This window comes from Erythrobacter litoralis (assembly GCF_029760855.1).
In the GTDB taxonomy this organism is placed as follows: domain Bacteria; phylum Pseudomonadota; class Alphaproteobacteria; order Sphingomonadales; family Sphingomonadaceae; genus Qipengyuania; species Qipengyuania litoralis_A.
In genome coordinates this window covers 210,647-226,671 of record NZ_SOSI01000001.1, presented here as the reverse complement: position 1 = coordinate 226,671, position 16,025 = coordinate 210,647, and the positions used below count along the sequence as shown (strand labels likewise).

The window sequence follows — 16,025 nt, the reverse complement described above, 5'->3', positions numbered from 1 at the left end:
GGCCGCTGGAATGAGCGCCGACGTGGCATCTCTCGTCCAGGGCGATATCGACGATGCGCCGCGCGTCGATTTGCCTGGCGAGCGGAGCGTCTATCTCGACGCCTATCTTGAGCCGTTCCGCGAATGGCTCGATCGCGACACGGTGACGGAAATCCTCGTCAACGGTCCGGGCGAGGTCTGGATCGAAGATGCGAGCGCCGGTGGCGGGATGCAGCGCGTGTCGCGACCCGACATTGACGACCGGCTGATCCAGCGATTGGCCGAACAGGTCGCGCGGGTCAGCCATCAGGGCATCAATCGCGAGCATCCGCTGCTCGGCGCGACTTTGCCCGACGGCGCGCGTGTTCAATTCTGCGGCCCGCCTGCCGCGCGCAAGCACTGGGCGATGGCGATCCGCCGCCACCGCCGGCTCGACCTGCCGCTCGATGCCTACGACACCGGTCCGCTCGCCCCGCCGGTGGAAGGGGCGATGCCCGATCCGCAGGCCAATCCGGTCGCGTTCTTGCGCGAGGCGATCAAGCAGCGCCGCACCATCCTCGTTTCCGGCGGCACCAGCACCGGCAAGACGACGTTCCTCAACGCCATGCTCGGCGAAATTCCCAAACAGGAACGGGTCGTGCTGGTCGAGGATACGCCTGAACTGAAGTTCCCGGGTGCGAACGGCGTCGGTCTCGTCGCCGTAAAGGGCGAGCTCGGCGAGGCGAAGGTCACGGCCAACGAGCTGCTTCAGGCTGCTCTTCGCCTCCGCCCCGATCGGATCGTGCTGGGCGAATTGCGCGGTGCGGAAAGTGTCAGCTTCCTGCGCGCAATCAACACCGGCCACCCCGGCAGCTTTTCCACCATCCATGCCAACAGCCTGCGCGGCGCGCTGGAGCAGCTTTCGCTGATGGTTATGCAGACCGGCATCGGGCTGACCCGCTCCGACACCATCGCTTATGCCGCCAGCGTGATCGACGTCATCGTGCAGCTTGCTCGCGATCCGAACGGCAAGCGCGGCATCGCACATATCGCGAAGAGTGCCGACCTGCTCGACCTGTGACGGAAAAGTGTTGTCTCACGGCAACGCAATCAGTCTTAGAATTGCGTTAAATGCGCGAAACGTTGTTGCGCAGCGTCGCTCGCTTGCCACGTTTTAATTTCCTGATACCCTGATCGCGACGGGAGCGCCCTGTAAGAGGCGCCCCTCGATACGAGGAGAGGTTGATGAAGATCAGGGCATTCCTGATGGCGGGCGCGTGCGCCGGAGCCATCGCAACACCGGCATTCGCGCAAGACGTTACCGGCGACAGCAGCGAATCCGGGATTGCGGAAGAAACGACGACGCAGAATTCCATGCCGGTCATCATCGTGACCGCACAGCGCCAGGCGCAAAGCCTGCAGGAAGTGCCGATCGCAGTCAGCGCCTTCGATACCGAAGCCTTGGAGGCGCAGCAGATCGAAAATTCGAGCGATCTTCAGCTGACCCTGCCCAACGTCTCCTTCACCAAGTCGAATTTCACGTCCTCGAGCTTCACCATTCGCGGCGTCGGCGATCTGTGCGTCGGCGTCACCTGCGACAGTGCGACTGGCATTCACGTCAACGGTTCGCCCCTGTTCGGCACGCGCCTGTTCGAAACCGAATTTTTCGACCTCGAACGGATCGAAGTCCTGCGCGGTCCGCAGGGTACACTGTTCGGCCGGAACGCCACTTCGGGAGTGGTCAACGTCGTGACCGCGAAGCCGGACCTCTCCGGCTTCGGCGCGCGTGCGGATTTCGAATACGGCAATTACAATAGCATCCGCGCGAAGGGCATGGTCAACGTACCGGTCGGTGATGCCATCGGCGTGCGGCTTGCCGGGTTCTACCTCAACCGGGACGGGTACACGACCAACCTGTTCGACGATTCCGATATCGACGGCCGCGACATGTATGCCATTCGCGGCTCCGTCCGCTTCGAGCCGACGGACAGCACTGTCATCGACGTAATGGGCTATTACTTCCGCGAGGACGACGATCGTCTGCGCATCCAGAAGCAGCTTTGCCAGCGCGACCCCACGGGCGTGCTGGGATGCCTGAACAATCGGCTCGATTTCGACAGCACCAATGCCAACTCGACCCTCGCAGCCGTGCTTCCGAGCGTCGAATTGTTCCGCATCCAAGGCATCCCCGAAAGCCTCGCACTGGGCAGCGTGTATGGCCAGGACGGATACGCGAACTTCGACGAGCCGAACGACGTTCGCACCGTCAACACCGCGTTCACGCCCGAATACTTCGCCGACGAATTGCAGGTTCAGGCGCATCTCGACCAGAGCTTCGGCGCGATGAACCTGTCCGTCACCGGCATCTATCAGGAAAACAGCGTCGACAGCCGACAGGATTACAATCTCGGCATCCTCGACCGGACAGGCTTTGCGCAAGGTCTGAACACACTTGCGTTCCTTGCAGCGAACGGCATTCCGATCAACGATCCGACCACCGGTGCGGTCGTCGGCTTCGTACCGGGATCGAACGCGTATTTCGCGCCGATCGCTCAGGCCCTGATCCCCAATGGGCCGAACGGCGTGCTTTGTACGTCCGACAATGACGACGGTAATCGTGGCGCATTCGAAGGTAATTCGATCTGCTCCGATGTTCCGCTCGCGTTCGATCGTTCGAACCAGGACCAGAACGCCTGGTCTGCCGAAGCCATCCTTTCGAGCGATTTCGATGGGCCGTTCAATTTCCTGGTGGGCGGCATCTATGCCGAGACCGAAATCATCGACAACAACTACTATGTGAACTCGTTCGGTCTGGATTACGCGGCCGGTATACTCGGCACGTTCTCGGCTTTCGCGAATACGGATGATGACGGCGCACCGGCTCCTTTGCCGCCGTCCTATCTTGCAACCTCGATGTATCGAAATAATTCGGCGAACTACAAGCTGGAGAGCTATGGGCTCTTCGGCGAAGTCTATTTCGACATCAGCGACCGGTTGCAGCTCACCGGCGGCCTACGGTACAATAACGATAGCAAAACGGTGACTGCGCGTACGACCTTCGCCAATTTCCTCAATCCGTTCTCGAACGACGGCGCACCATTCGACTCGCCCTTTGCAGGAACGTTCGATGCGGATCAGAGCACGCCGGGCAACCAACCATTCCAGGTTCGGGATGCCTCGTTCGACGAGTTCACCGGACGCGCGGTGATCGACTTCAGCATCACGCCGGACAACACCATTTATGCGTCCTATTCGCGCGGTTACAAATCGGGTGGCATCAATCCGCCCGTGCCGCCGGAATTCCAGGTTCAGGAGTTCTTCGATTCCGAGATCGTGGATGCATTCGAGATCGGTTCGAAAAACACGTTCGCCAATGGCGCCGCGCAGATCAACCTGACCGGCTTCTATTACAAGTACAACGACCTGCAACTCAGCCGGATCGTCTCGCGAACATCTGTTAACGATACGATCGATGCGAACATCTGGGGGCTCGAACTCGAAACGATCTTGGCACCCAGCCGCAACTGGTTGGTCAATCTCAATGTGAGCTATCTCAACGCGGAGGTTGCCGGCGACCAGTTCTTCTCCAACCCGCGCGATCCCGGCGGTGGCGATCCCAATGCGGTGATCATCAAGGATATCTCCAACGGATCGTTCTGTGCCGTTACCGGTGCGAATGCGAATGGATACGTCGCTGCGATAAACCAGAACCTCGGCCTGCGCGCACCGACGGCCTTCCCGTCCGACAGCGGTATCGCATCGACCGGGGCGTTCAGCATCTGTAGCGCGCTGAATGATTCGACGGCGCTTCCTGTCGATGCCGTAAACTTGCCCGGCGTCACCCTAGGTCAGGCATTCGGCGGCATCGCGGTTCTGAGCCCGGGTGTCGAAGTGAACCTGAAGGGCAACAAGCTGCCCCAGGCTCCGGAATACAAGGCATCCGCCGGCGTCCAGTATACCGCCGATTTCGCCAACGGCATGACCCTCGTGCCTCGCTTCGACGTCGCCTTCACGGGCGAGCAGTTCGGCAATGTGTTCAACGGCCGGGTGAACCGGATCGAGCCGTTCGTGCAGGCGAATGCGCAGATCCAGCTCAATAGTCCGGATGAGCGTTTCTATGTGCGCGGCTTCATTCAGAACATCTTCGATGCGAACTCGATCACCGGCCTTTACGTGACCGACGCCACTTCGGGGAACTTCACGAATATCTTCACGCTCGAACCCCGTCGCTACGGCATCGGCGTTGGCGCTAAGTTTTAAGCTGGTATCTCGGATCGACAGGGAAGGGCGGCCTCGCGGTCGCCCTTTTCCTTTTCAGGACCCCGCTTTGGCGAAGGGGGAGAAATCGGTGTCGGTATCGAAGACGTCCACCCCTTCCGCGCGTTTCAGGCGGTTGACGACGAGATACGTGACCGGCGTCAGAAGAGCTTCCCATGCCGTCTTGATCGCCCATTGCGACAGGACGACCTGCCAGATCAATTCGACCGGCCAGCCCGCCAGGCCCCAGAACGCCAGAGGATAGAAGATGAGGCTGTCGAGCCCTTGTCCGACCACGGTGGATCCGATGGTCCGCGTCCACAGGTGCTTGCCCGCTGTCCATACCTTCATCTTCGCCATAACGAAGCTGTTCGCAAACTCCCCGGCCCAGAACGCCACGATCGACGCCAACACGATTCGCCACGAATTGCCGAAGACGAACTCGTAGGCCTCCTGCCCCGGCCACCCATCCGCAGGCGGAAGCGCAACCACCACCCATGCCATGAACGCCATGAACAGCAGCGCTGCGAACCCGGTCCAGATGACGCGCCGTGTGCGGGCATAGCCGTATACTTCGGTGAGAACGTCGCCGACGATGTAACTGACGGGAAAGAACAGCACCCCCGCGCCAAACGACCAATCGCCGACGAAGGGAAGCGTGACGGCGGCAGGCTTCGCCGCACCGATCAGGTTGCTCAGCAACAGGATGGTGACGAAGGCCGCCATCACCAGATCGTAGAAGCGGAAGCTTTGCGGGGCGGCGGCCTTTTCCATATGCTCCGATTATCCGCGATTGGCGCGGCGGGAAAGCGGCGTTATGGCATTCCCGGCGCGCGCCCGTAGCTCATCTGGATAGAGCGCGAGACTTCTAATCTTGAGGCAGCAGGTTCGAGTCCTGCCGGGCGCGCCATTATCCCTTAACGAATAGGCGTTACTTCCGCACCCACACAATTGCCGAGATAACTGCCAGATAGATTGCTTCGAAAATTTGCAAGGCAGGGTTGCATCCGTGGTTACGGGATGCTCAATGAATGCGGGATCTGATGGCTGCTGGGCGGCCCTCAATTTAGAAACGGGAACTATGCGCCGCTACTTTTGTCTTACCCTCGCTTTGGGGTTGCTTGCATGTGGGGGTGACGAAAGTAATGTCACACCACCTGTCGGAAATGTTGGGAACCCTAATCCGGCACCAGCTCCCTCACCAACGTCCGAGCCTTTGCCGATAGCTGACGGTCCGAATATCGTCTTTATCATCGTCGATGATTTGAACGATTACGTGGAGGGCTTCGGCGGTCACCCACAGGCGTATACGCCGAATATTAAACGCCTTATGCAACGCGGGGTCTCGTTTACGAACGCGCACGCGAATGCCCCACTTTGCTCGCCTTCCCGCGCGAGTTTGCTTTCAGGTTATTTGCCGTCAACCACGGGTAAATATCATAGCACTTTAGATTTCAGACAACATGAGCTGCTTAGTAACGCGAAATTAATGCCGGAGGTATTTCGCGATGCCGGCTACGCAGTATACCTTGGTGGCAAGGTATTTCATGGCACCGAAAACGACCACAGGTTATTTGGAACTAATCAGCGATCGACGCAGCCCAAGTCCCGAGAAGGAGTGGAGGGAGGATATATTGGTCCTCGATCGAGTTTTGGTCCGATACCGTGGGATGGCCAGACGACGTATTACGGTTTTCCCTCGCATTACATTCCTAAAGGTGACCTCGGCAAGCATTGGGAATATGTAGACGACCGCCAAAGAGTTGACCTTCTCCCCGACGGAGAATGGAATTCAAATCCCGACCTTCCCAACGCTATTCAATCTTGGGTTTTCGGCTATGGGAGAATCTCGCAGGCCCCGATATTTCGAGCCGGAATGAATAGCAGTTATCCTGTTGGATATAATTACGCCGGATTTGCCGAATACTTAGGGCAGGGTGAATTTTCTTATCGCAATTCCGAAAATCGCTCACTTATGAGTGACGAGAAGGTCGCAATCTGGGCGAGTGATTTGTTGCGCGGACGTGTTGCGCGTTATGGTCGAGGTCCTTCGACCGCGCCTCTCACCGATCGTTCATTCTTGATGATGCTGGGATTGGTTAAAACGCATGCGCCCTTGTACGTTCCAGACTCCTATTTTGACGAAGTCATTACGGCAAATGGCATCAAGACTATAGACGACGTTTCTTTGCCGCCTTTGTACGAAGGTCAGCTTAAAAACGCGGACATCAAAGATATACCATTATCGGCCCGCTTCGGTGAGGGGTTTCCTCGTTTCAAAACAATAATGGATGGGGGGGCAGAGAATGGGACTATCCCAGACCTGATCAATCCCGGAAGCTTCATTGCAAATAGTCAAGATAGATTGCTAAAGAGTATGATCTTGTCGTATCTTGCGGCGGTTAATCAAGTAGATAGCCAGGTCGGTGTAATTTTGGACGCATTAGATGCTAACCCTGACCTACGGTCAAATACTATCATTGTTTTGACGTCCGACAACGGATGGAGTGCCGGTGAGAAGAATTATTGGGGGAAGAATAATCTATGGAACGAGGCGACCAGAATACCATTAGTCATCGTCCATCCCGATACAGCCTATAATACCTCCCGCGGTTCTTTAAGCGAAGTTCCAGCTTCGCTTGTTGATCTCTATCCCACCCTTTTAGGTATGGCGATCGCTGAATTCGATGAAATGGTGAGCGGCCAAGCGCCGTTCGATGGGCAAAGTTTGATTCCAGCTTTAGTCGATCCTGTGAAGCCGGAGATGATGAGGTGGCCCCTAGCGATCAGCAGCTTATTTTCCAGGGTTGCTGATAAACCCGAACCAGGGAATCCCTCATCTCGCAACCACAGCGTTCGCTCCGCTTCTTGGCGCTATACGCTAACGAGTGAGGGCGAGGAAGAACTTTACAACCAAGACCAAGATCCCAACGAATGGTACAATATCGCGAACGATGTGCGGTATGACGAACGTAAAGCCACCCTTCGCCGCGAACTCGAAAAGCGAGTTCGCATTGCTGACGAATAATCAGCCCCTTCTCACGACCGTGAATTCTTCCTCTGTCACCGGATAACCCAGGTCGTCGGGAATGCGCAGAACCTGAACTCCGGCGACCTCAACGATTTCCGGCGTAATCGTGCGTTGCGGGTGGGCGTCCGCGTGGGCCTTCGCGTCCGCGAAGGAAGCGAACTGCGCCAGTCGTTCAAGATTGCGACGGGTTGGGAAAATCAATTTAATGTCGCCACGATCCGCCCGGTCGAGAGCGTCTTGCGCGGTGATCCAGAAGAGGTTCGTATTTTCCGTTCGATCGACCGCGATCTCGACGTTGCCGGTCCCTAGATCGGCGAGATAGAAGCGGGTGTCGAAAATTCTGTCATGTGCGAGGCCGAGGGGCAGCCAACGTGCGAACGGCGTAAGCGTGTCTGTTTTAAGGGTAAGATCGAACGCTTCGAGGACCGGCTCGAGCGCGCCTTTTTCGAGAAGGAGGCGGCGGGCTTCAGCTGCTGTGTCTGCATCGAGATCGCCAGCTAGCCCGATAGCTAGCCCTGTCTCTTCCAGGGTCTCGCGGATCGCCGCGATGCGATGCGCTTCCTCGTCTGTATCGCCGCCCTCCGCCAACTTACGTGCAAGCGCGTAATCCTCGGGATCGACGCGCCCACCGGGAAAGACGGCCATCCCACCCGCAAAGACCAGTTCGCGCGAACGGGTGACCATGAGGATTTCGGGCGGCCCGTCTGCCGCGCCGGTCCGGAATATGACGACCGTAGCGGCTGGGATAGGCTCGGGTGCATCGCTCATGCCGGCGAACACCCTTCGGCCGCCCCTCTGTCGGAATGTTTTACAAACCCGCGAGATATGGTTTGCGGATTAACCATCGAAACCCGTGCAGAGCCAGTGCGCTGGTGGAATTGGCACGGGTTTCGCATAATATCTCGCGTCCCTGAAGTCTTCGCGATCGCTGCAGCCGTTCCCATCGCAGCGCCGCAAGCAAAAAGGCCCGCCCGGTCGTCCCCCGGGCGGGCCTTTCCTGTTATGAAGAGGGACGCCACTCAGCTATCCGCTTTGGCGACCTGCTTTTCGTCCATCAGCTCTTTCAATTCGCCGGCCTCGAACATCTCCATCATGATGTCGCTACCACCAACGAATTCGCCCTTCACGTAAAGCTGTGGAATGGTCGGCCAGTCGGAATAGCTCTTGATGCCCTGGCGGATTTCCATGTCCTGCAAAACATCGACGCTGTCATACGCGACGCCGCAATGATCGAGGATCGCTACGGCGCGGCTCGAAAAGCCGCATTGCGGGAACAGCGGTGTGCCCTTCATGAAGAGGACGACGTCGCTCTTGCCCACGATGTCGGAGATGCGGTCGTTAACTTCGGCCATGTGTAGCCTGCCTTCCGTGAGAACTGAATTACGGGAAGTCAGTTGGGTGCTTCGGTGGTGAGTTGCAAGGCGTGGAGCTCGCCGCCCATCCGTCCGCCAAGCGCATCGTAAACGAGTTTATGCTGCGCGACGCGTGTCTTGCCTTTGAATTGCGGGGCAACAACCTTCGCCGCGTAATGATCGCCATCGCCCGCGAGATCGCGAATTTCGATCTCGGCGCCGGGCAGCCCTTCGGCGATCAGTCGTTCGATCTCTTCCGCCTTCATCGCCATCGGATCAGCCTTGGTCCGACATGAACTGGCGACGCGCCTCGACCGCGCATTCGTCTAGCTTGGCACGGATGTCGGCTTCGCTGACATCGCAGTCCGCTGCCGTCAGGTCACCGAGAAGCTTGCGGATCACGTCTTCGTCGCCCGCTTCCTCGAAATCCGCCTGTACGACGGCTTTCTTGTACGCGTCGGTTTCCTCGTCGGTGAGGTTCATCAGACCGGCGGCCCACTCGCCCAGCAGGCGATTGCGGCGGGCCGCGATCTTGAACTCGTTCTCGCCGTCGAAAACGAACTTGGCTTCCTCGCCCCGTTCGCGATCCTTGAAGTCCATCGTGGTGTCCTCGCTGAATTGGTTATCGGCGTTCAGCGATAGGGGCGCGCCGCAACGCCCGCAAGCCGCTACATCGTAACGACGAGCTTACCGACGGCCTCGCGATTTTCCAGCTTGGCGATGGCTTCGTGGGCTCGGTCGATCGGATAGGTTTCGCTGATCAGCGGGTTGATCTTGCCCGCCTTCCACAGATCGAACAGCTCCGCGATGTTATCCGCATTGCGCTTGGGTTCGCGCGCGACGAACGCACCCCAGAAAACGCCGCGAATGTCGCAACTCTTGAGCAGCGTGAGATTGAGCGGCATTTTCGGGATGCCGGCGGGAAAACCGATTACGAGGAAGCGGCCTTCCCAGCCGATGGAGCGGAGCGCCGGTTCGGAATATTGGCCGCCCACGATGTCGTAGACGATGTCCGCGCCGTTCGGGCCGACCGCATCCTTGAACTTCTGCGCAAGGTCCTTCGACGCTGCTTTGTCCATATCTTCGCGCGGGTAGATCACCACCTCGTCGGCCCCGGCATCGCGGGCGACTTGTGCCTTTTCCTCGCTGGAGACAGCGGCGACCACGCGGGCGCCATAGGCCTTCGCAAGCTCGACGCAGGACAGGCCGACGCCGCCGGCCGCGCCGAGGATCAGCACGGTCTCGCCGTCCTTGATATCGCCACGATCCTTCAAGCCGTGGATCGTCGTGCCGTAAGTCATCAAAAGGGCGCTTGCCTGTACGAGGTCGATGCCCTCCGGGACTTTGAACATCCGGTTTGCCGCGACCGCGACCTTTTCGCGCAACCCCCCATTGCCTGCGCTGGCAAGGATACGGTCGCCGACCTGCCAGCCCTCGACCCCTTCGCCGATCGCGCTGATCGTGCCGGAAAACTCGCCGCCGGGCGAATAGGGGCGTTCCGGCTTGAACTGGTAAAGATCACGGATCATCAGCGTGTCGGGATAATTGATCGCGCAGGCCGCGACATCGACCACGACTTCGCCATTGCCCGGCGTGGGTTCGGCAACATCTTCGACGACCAGCGTTTCCGGTCCGCCGACTTCCTTGGTCAGCACTGCTTTCACGCTCTCTCTCCTTGCTCGGTGTCAGGTTTACGGGATCAACCAAGGCTTCTGCCGGGCCATCCGCGTTTCGAAATCCGAAATCGCGGTATCGCGCGCCAATGTCAAACCCACTTCGTCCAGACCTTCCAGAAGACAGTGTTTCCGGAAGGCGTCGATTTCGAATACGAAGCGGTCCTGGAACGGGGTGGTCACGGTCTGTGATTCGAGATCGATGGCGATCGGATCGGTCCGCGCAACTTCCAGCAGGCGATCGACCTGCTCCTGCGGCAGTTCCACCGCGAGAATGCCGTTCTTGAATGCATTGCCAGAGAAAATGTCGGAAAAGCTCGGTGCGATCACCGCGCGCAAACCCATGTCGAGCATGGCCCATGCGGCGTGTTCGCGGCTCGATCCGCAGCCGAAATTGTCGCCCGCGATGAGGATTGGCGCGTCGGCGAAATCCTCGACGTCGAACGGATTGCCGGGGGCAGCGCGAATAGTTTCGAAAGCTCCTTTGCCAAGCCCTTCACGCCTGACCGTCTTGAGCCAATGTGCCGGGATAATGACGTCGGTATCGACATTCTTGAGGCCGAGCGGGATGGCCCGACCTTCGATCGTCGATACCTTGTCCATCAATCGGTCTCCGGCTTTTCTTTCGTGTCGTCGAAATGGGGCGCCGTCGAAGCGCGCGGCGGATGCGTATCGTCGGCGTCCCTGTTGCGGCGTTTATTCACATAGAGGAGGGCGGCGGCAATGGCTGCCGAGCCGACCGCGCCGGCAATGGCGGCTGCGGTGCTGGTCTTGTCTTTCATGGTCTCATCCTTCCCGAATTGGCGTTTGGCCAATCAAGCGCTGTCATTCGCCGAGGTTCCGAACATCGGTGAGGTGCCCAACGACTGCGGCCGCCGCGGCCATGGCGGGGCTGACGAGATGGGTGCGGGCGCCGGGGCCTTGGCGCCCGACGAAGTTGCGATTGCTGGTCGAGGCGCATCGTTCGCCCGGCGGCACCTTGTCGGGGTTCATGGCGAGGCAGGCGGAGCAGCCAGGCTCACGCCATTCGAAGCCGGCTTCGGTGAAGATGCGGTCCAGCCCCTCGGCCTCGGCCTGCCGCTTCACTAGGCCGGATCCCGGCACGACGATCGCCCAGCGGACCCCGACCGCCTTTCGGCGACCCTTCAGCACTGCGGCAGCGGAGCGAAGATCCTCGATCCGGCTGTTTGTACAACTGCCGATGAAGACATTCTCGATCGCGACGTCTTGCAGCGCGGTGCCGGGTTCGAGGCCCATGTAGTCAAGGCTCTTGCGGACGGCCTCCTGCTTCGAGGGGTCGGCGAAGCTTTCGGGCAAGGGGACTGCGCCGGTGATCGGCGCGACGTCTTCCGGGCTAGTGCCCCAACTGACCGTGGGCGCAATGTCGGCCGCGTTAATGGTGACCGACTTGTCGAACACAGCCCCTTCGTCGGAATTGAGGGTGCGCCAATATTCGACCGCCGCGTCCCACTCCGCCCCCTTGGGACTCATCGGGCGACCTTTGAGATAGTCGAACACGATATCGTCCGGCGCGATCAGACCTGCGCGCGCGCCGCCCTCTATGCTCATATTGCAGACGGTAAGGCGACCTTCGACGCTCATGCGCTCGAACACCTGCCCACGATACTCGATGACATGGCCGGTGCCGCCTCCGGTGCCGATGACGCCGATGATGTGGAGGATCAAGTCCTTCGGCGTGACGCCGGGCCCCAGTTTGCCCTCGACCCGGACCTCCATCGTCTTCGAAGGGCGCAATTGCAGCGTCTGCGTGGCGAGCACATGCTCGACCTCGCTGGTGCCGATCCCGAAGGCGAGCGCGCCGACGCCGCCATGCGCGGCGGTGTGGCTGTCGCCGCAGACGATGGTGGTGCCGGGAAGCGAGAAGCCCTGTTCCGGGCCGACGACGTGGACGATGCCCTGCTCTGGCGCGACCGCGTCGATATAGCGGATGCCGGCGGCGGGTGCGTTGGCTTCCAGCGCGGCGAGCTGCGCGGCGCTCTGCGGATCGGCGATGGGCACGCGGCTGCCGTCGGGCGCGGTGCGGGCGGTGGTCGGCAGATTGTGATCGGGGACGGCCAGCGTCAGGTCCGGGCGACGGACCTTGCGGCCCGCCAGTCGCAGCGCCTCGAACGCTTGCGGGCTGGTGACCTCGTGGACGAGATGTCGGTCGATATAAAGGAGGCAGGTACCGTCCTCCCGCCGCTCGACCACATGGGCGTCCCAGATCTTTTCGTAGAGTGTGCGCGGTTTGCTGGCCATCGCCAACGGGTGTGCGACAAGGCGGCACGGGATGCAAAAAGGCAAATGCAGAGTCTTGGAAACTTAACCTATTCCGCCTAACTGACACTTATGTCAGCAAATCCTTTCGCCTTCCCGATCAAAGTCGTACCCGGCGATATCGATTTCATGGGCCATGTGAACAATGCGCGCTACCTGAACTGGGTTCAGGATGCCGTGCTCGCCCATTGGAACAAGATCGCCCCGGCCGAAGAAGTGGCGAGCAAGGCTTGGGTCGCCCTCAAGCACGAGATTACCTATCGCAAACCGGCGTTTCTCGATGACGAGGTGATTGCCCGCACCGTTCTGGAAAAGGTGCAAGGCGCACGGGCGTTCTACTCCACCGTCATCAAGCGGGGCGAGGAAGTGCTTGCCGAGGTGCAGAGCGCATGGTGCTGCATCGACGCGGAAACCCTTCGTCCGGCGCGGTTGCGCGAGGAGGTGACGCGGTTCTTCTTTCCCGAATGACCGACCAGCCACGGGACTTGCCCGGATAGGCCAGAGCGCTGTATGATGAGGGCCATGCCCGCAGATCGAACCTCGTTACGCCGCGATGGCGGCACGCTGCGGCAATCGATCGTCGGACTTGGCCTTGCGGCGGCGGTGTTCGCCGGATGGCTCGCAATTCATGTTTACGCGATGTTCGCCTTCGATCTGACATGGCGCAGTTTGCCCATCGCTTTGGTGATGGCCGTGCTCCAATGCTGGCTTTCGGTCGGCCTTTTCATCGTAAGCCACGATGCCATGCACGGATCGCTGGTTCCGCGCGGAGATGCAATCAACGGCGCGGTAGGCGGGGCGCTCCTGTTTCTTTACGCCGGTTTCGGCTGGCACCGGATGAAGCGTGCGCATTTCGCGCACCATAAAGCACCCGGTACGCGCGACGATCCCGATTTCAGCGCCGATCATCCGACTCGTTTCTGGCCATGGTACAAGACGTTTCTCATGCGCTATTTCGGATGGCGCTCGGCTCTGTTCGTCTGCACCGTGGTTGCCGTGTACTGGTTCGCGCTGGGTGTGCCGGTCGAGAAGATCGTCCTGCTATACGGCATGCCGGCCATCGCTTCGTCGATGCAGCTTTTCTATTTCGGGACTTATCGACCGCACCGGCACGATGATGCCGGGTTCGCCGATCGCCACAATGCACGCAGCGAGCGGTTCGGTAGTGTTGTATCGCTCGCCACCTGTTTCCATTTCGGCTATCATTGCGAGCATCATCGCGCACCGAACGTTCCCTGGTGGGGGCTGCCTGAGGCGCGGCGCAAGACCTTACAGACCGAGCATAAAGCATGAGCCTGCCCGCCATCCTCCTGACTGTATTCCTGTCCATCCTGGGCATGGAGCTGTTCGCATGGTGGGCGCACAAATACGTGATGCACGGCTGGGGCTGGGCATGGCACCGCGACCATCACGAACCGCACGATAATGCGCTGGAGAAGAACGACCTCTATGCGGTGACGTTCGGCTCGATCGTGTTCCTCATGTTCGCGGCGGGATATCTTTGGTCCGAACTCCTGTGGTGGGTGGCCTTCGGCATCACGTGCTACGGAGTGATCTACGCCATTATCCATGACGGTCTGGTGCATCAGCGCCTGTTTCGCTGGGTCCCGAAAAAGGGCTACGCCAAGCGGCTGGTGCAGGCGCACAAGCTCCACCATGCGACCGTCGGCAAGGAAGGCGGGGTGAGCTTCGGTTTCGTTTTCGCACGCAGTCCTGCGGCACTGAAAGCCGAGTTGCGCCGCCAGCGCGATGCGGGCGAGGCGGTGGTGCGGGAAAGCGCCGGAGCCTGAGACGTCAGACGCTTAGACGGACTTTTCAGCCAGCCGCTTATATGTAACGGCCGAGATGGCGACGACGGCAATACCTCCCATCTCCAGCAGCGAACCGAACTTCACCAGTTCGAGCCCGCCGCGCAAAAGCTGATCGGTATGATGGAACGACGCGGCGCGCAGCACCACGTAGATTGCGATCGCGACGAAGCCGATCATCGCCAGCCGGACCGGCCAGAGGGCGTTACGCAATTTCCACAAGACCAGCGCCGCGCCCAAAAGGGCGGCAATGCTGAAGATCACCATGAACCATAGCTGGAAGCTGCGTCTTTCGCGGTACCAGCCCTGTTCGCGCGCCAGCGACCGTCCCGTTGCCGTCAGCACGGTCTGAAGGTCGAGCAATTCGTTCAGGCCGAGGAATAGAAGCGCCATGGTCGCTGCGGCCCAGAAGCTGCGTTCCGCTTTCCTGTTCGGATCCGTAGCGCTGTGGAAAGCGCGCCGGCAAAGGAGGGCTGCGATCAGACAGGCGAATATCGCCGACCAATCGCCTGCGCCGAGTTCGGCCCATTGTTTCGAAAGGTAGTCCAACCGGTGCGCGCTATTCGTTGCGCGTCGCGATCCAGCCGCCGGCGACGATCAGGATAGCGATGGAAATATAGTAATACGGCGCTCCGAGCGTGTACCACGTGAACACCGCACCCACCGCCATGGCGAGGATGGCGATTGTCTTCGATTTGCGGCTGATCGCCCGCCGTTCGCGCCAGTCGCGCACTTGCGGCCCCCAGGTCGGGTGGTCGAGGATACGCTGCTCCCATTCGGGATTGCTCCGAGCGAAGAAATATACCGCCAGCAGCAGGAAAGGCACGGTCGGCATGATCGGCAGCACTGCGCCGATCGCGCCCAGCGCCACACACAGCAGGCCGAGGACGCGGTAGAGCGCCCGGGTCATCTCATCCCGCCGCGATCCGCGCCGCGTGTTCTTGCACCAGCGCGATCATATTGGGCACGCCCTGCGTACGGTTGCTGGATAGCTGGTTTTCGAGATCGAAGGGGGCAAGGCGCGCCCTCACATCCATCGCCGCGACTTCGGGTGCCGGTTTGTCCTGCACCGCCGCAATAACGAGGGCGACGATGCCCTTGGTGATCGCGGCGTTGCTGTCGGCGACGAAATGCAGCTTGTCCGCTTCGCCGGTGGGATAGACCCAGACCTGCGCCGAACAACCGCGAACCTGGGTTGCATCGGTCTTGAGGGCAGGGGGCATCGGATCGAGTTCTCGGCCTAGTTCGATCAGCAGGCGGTAGCGTTCGTCGCCTTCGAGAAACTCGTATTCTTCGGCTATGTCATCGAGCGATCTCAAGAAATTCTCCGTTCACCCTGAGCGTAGGGAAGGGGTGCCGCTAACGGGAAAAGCGTGTTGCGGGCAAGCTCATGACGAATGGAGCGCAGAATGGTTCACAAATCCACCCCGCTCGCGATGGCTTCGAGCTTGCGGATGCGCTCCTTCAGGTCGGCGATCTCTATCCGCGCGGCGCCGAGCGGGCTGCCCTCGCGCTGGTGACCGGTCGCGGCATCCATTCGGCCGCGCTGCAATTCGAGCCAGCCCTGCCAGATCCGCAGCAGCGTGACGGCGACGATAACCAGACCGACCAGTGCGGCGGCGGCGATTACGAATGTCGGTTCGAACATATCCTCATGTGCTCCTTGAAC

At 60.0% G+C, this 16,025-nt stretch carries 19 protein-coding genes and 1 tRNA gene; 7 read left to right on the top strand and 13 right to left on the bottom strand.

Translation table 11 applies throughout. The features are described 5' to 3' along the window. The first annotated feature begins 10 nt into the window (after positions 1-10). Complete coding sequence (gene virB11, locus E3U23_RS01025; RefSeq protein WP_279349312.1) at positions 11-1,039, top strand: P-type DNA transfer ATPase VirB11; 1,029 nt, start codon at positions 11-13, stop codon at positions 1,037-1,039. 164 nt (positions 1,040-1,203) lie between these two features. Beyond that, positions 1,204-4,218, top strand: a complete 3,015-nt coding sequence (locus tag E3U23_RS01020; RefSeq protein ID WP_279349311.1) for a TonB-dependent receptor — start codon at positions 1,204-1,206, stop codon at positions 4,216-4,218. A gap of 54 nt (positions 4,219-4,272) precedes the next feature. On the opposite strand, the gene E3U23_RS01015 is transcribed toward E3U23_RS01020, so the two are convergent. Then, on the bottom strand, positions 4,273-4,989 hold the full coding sequence (locus E3U23_RS01015) for a queuosine precursor transporter (RefSeq protein WP_279349310.1): 717 nt from the start codon (positions 4,987-4,989) through the stop codon (positions 4,273-4,275). A 59-nt stretch (positions 4,990-5,048) separates the two neighbouring features. Between E3U23_RS01015 and E3U23_RS01010 the strand changes: the two genes are divergently transcribed. Continuing rightward, a tRNA-Arg gene (locus tag E3U23_RS01010) sits at positions 5,049-5,125 on the top strand. Between the two features lie 117 nt (positions 5,126-5,242). Then, positions 5,243-7,243 carry a sulfatase-like hydrolase/transferase gene (locus E3U23_RS01005; protein WP_279349309.1) on the top strand — a complete coding sequence of 667 codons (2,001 nt, stop codon included), beginning with the start codon at positions 5,243-5,245 and terminating at the stop codon, positions 7,241-7,243. Here the strand turns inward: E3U23_RS01005 and E3U23_RS01000 are convergent, their stop codons facing one another. From E3U23_RS01000 to leuC, 8 genes are all read right to left on the bottom strand, one after another. After that, positions 7,244-8,014 (bottom strand): NUDIX hydrolase, encoded by a 771-nt coding sequence (locus E3U23_RS01000; protein WP_279349308.1) that lies wholly within the window; start codon positions 8,012-8,014, stop codon positions 7,244-7,246. It lies immediately after the preceding gene. 251 nt (positions 8,015-8,265) lie between these two features. Beyond that, a complete protein-coding gene (gene grxD / locus E3U23_RS00995; RefSeq protein ID WP_279349307.1) occupies positions 8,266-8,598 on the bottom strand; it encodes a Grx4 family monothiol glutaredoxin in 333 nt (110 codons plus the stop codon). A gap of 38 nt (positions 8,599-8,636) precedes the next feature. Further along, positions 8,637-8,870, bottom strand: a complete 234-nt coding sequence (locus E3U23_RS00990; protein WP_279349305.1) for a BolA family protein — start codon at positions 8,868-8,870, stop codon at positions 8,637-8,639. 4 nt (positions 8,871-8,874) lie between these two features. Further along, positions 8,875-9,198 (bottom strand): DUF1476 domain-containing protein, encoded by a 324-nt coding sequence (locus E3U23_RS00985; RefSeq protein ID WP_279349303.1) that lies wholly within the window; start codon positions 9,196-9,198, stop codon positions 8,875-8,877. Positions 9,199-9,266: 68 nt separating this feature from the next. After that, entirely contained in the window at positions 9,267-10,262 is a 996-nt protein-coding gene (locus E3U23_RS00980; RefSeq protein ID WP_279349302.1) for an NADPH:quinone oxidoreductase family protein, read from the bottom strand. 27 nt (positions 10,263-10,289) lie between these two features. Then, positions 10,290-10,874: a 3-isopropylmalate dehydratase small subunit gene (leuD, locus tag E3U23_RS00975; RefSeq protein ID WP_279349301.1), complete on the bottom strand. Its 585-nt coding sequence runs from the start codon at positions 10,872-10,874 to the stop codon at positions 10,290-10,292. Then, on the bottom strand, positions 10,874-11,053 hold the full coding sequence (locus E3U23_RS00970; protein WP_279349300.1) for a hypothetical protein: 180 nt from the start codon (positions 11,051-11,053) through the stop codon (positions 10,874-10,876). The genes leuD and E3U23_RS00970 overlap by 1 nt, the downstream gene beginning before the upstream one ends. A 43-nt stretch (positions 11,054-11,096) precedes the next feature. Beyond that, positions 11,097-12,530: a 3-isopropylmalate dehydratase large subunit gene (leuC, locus tag E3U23_RS00965; RefSeq protein ID WP_279349298.1), complete on the bottom strand. Its 1,434-nt coding sequence runs from the start codon at positions 12,528-12,530 to the stop codon at positions 11,097-11,099. A gap of 90 nt (positions 12,531-12,620) precedes the next feature. Here leuC and E3U23_RS00960 point away from each other — a divergent pair, with 90 nt between their 5' ends. From E3U23_RS00960 to E3U23_RS00950, 3 genes are read left to right on the top strand one after another with little or no spacing between them, the layout of a single operon-like run. Continuing rightward, entirely contained in the window at positions 12,621-13,016 is a 396-nt protein-coding gene (locus E3U23_RS00960) for an acyl-CoA thioesterase (RefSeq protein ID WP_279349297.1), read from the top strand. 54 nt (positions 13,017-13,070) lie between these two features. Next, a complete protein-coding gene (locus E3U23_RS00955; protein WP_279349296.1) occupies positions 13,071-13,841 on the top strand; it encodes a fatty acid desaturase in 771 nt (256 codons plus the stop codon). Then, positions 13,838-14,338, top strand: coding sequence for a sterol desaturase family protein (locus E3U23_RS00950; protein ID WP_279349295.1), 501 nt, complete (start codon positions 13,838-13,840; stop codon positions 14,336-14,338). The genes E3U23_RS00955 and E3U23_RS00950 overlap by 4 nt, the downstream gene beginning before the upstream one ends. Before the next feature lie 12 nt (positions 14,339-14,350). Here the strand turns inward: E3U23_RS00950 and E3U23_RS00945 are convergent, their stop codons facing one another. The 4 genes from E3U23_RS00945 to E3U23_RS00930 all read right to left on the bottom strand — a co-directional run bounded on the left by E3U23_RS00945 (position 14,351) and on the right by E3U23_RS00930 (position 16,004). Further along, the gene (locus tag E3U23_RS00945) at positions 14,351-14,749 is read right to left on the bottom strand and encodes a hypothetical protein (RefSeq protein ID WP_279349294.1); all 399 of its coding nucleotides are present in this window, start codon (positions 14,747-14,749) and stop codon (positions 14,351-14,353) included. A 166-nt stretch (positions 14,750-14,915) separates the two neighbouring features. After that, complete coding sequence (locus E3U23_RS00940; RefSeq protein WP_279349293.1) at positions 14,916-15,266, bottom strand: YbaN family protein; 351 nt, start codon at positions 15,264-15,266, stop codon at positions 14,916-14,918. 1 nt (position 15,267) lies between these two features. Beyond that, entirely contained in the window at positions 15,268-15,675 is a 408-nt protein-coding gene (locus tag E3U23_RS00935; protein WP_279349292.1) for a SufE family protein, read from the bottom strand. Positions 15,676-15,770: 95 nt separating this feature from the next. Then, positions 15,771-16,004 (bottom strand): hypothetical protein, encoded by a 234-nt coding sequence (locus tag E3U23_RS00930; protein ID WP_279349291.1) that lies wholly within the window; start codon positions 16,002-16,004, stop codon positions 15,771-15,773. Positions 16,005-16,025 lie beyond the last annotated feature (21 nt).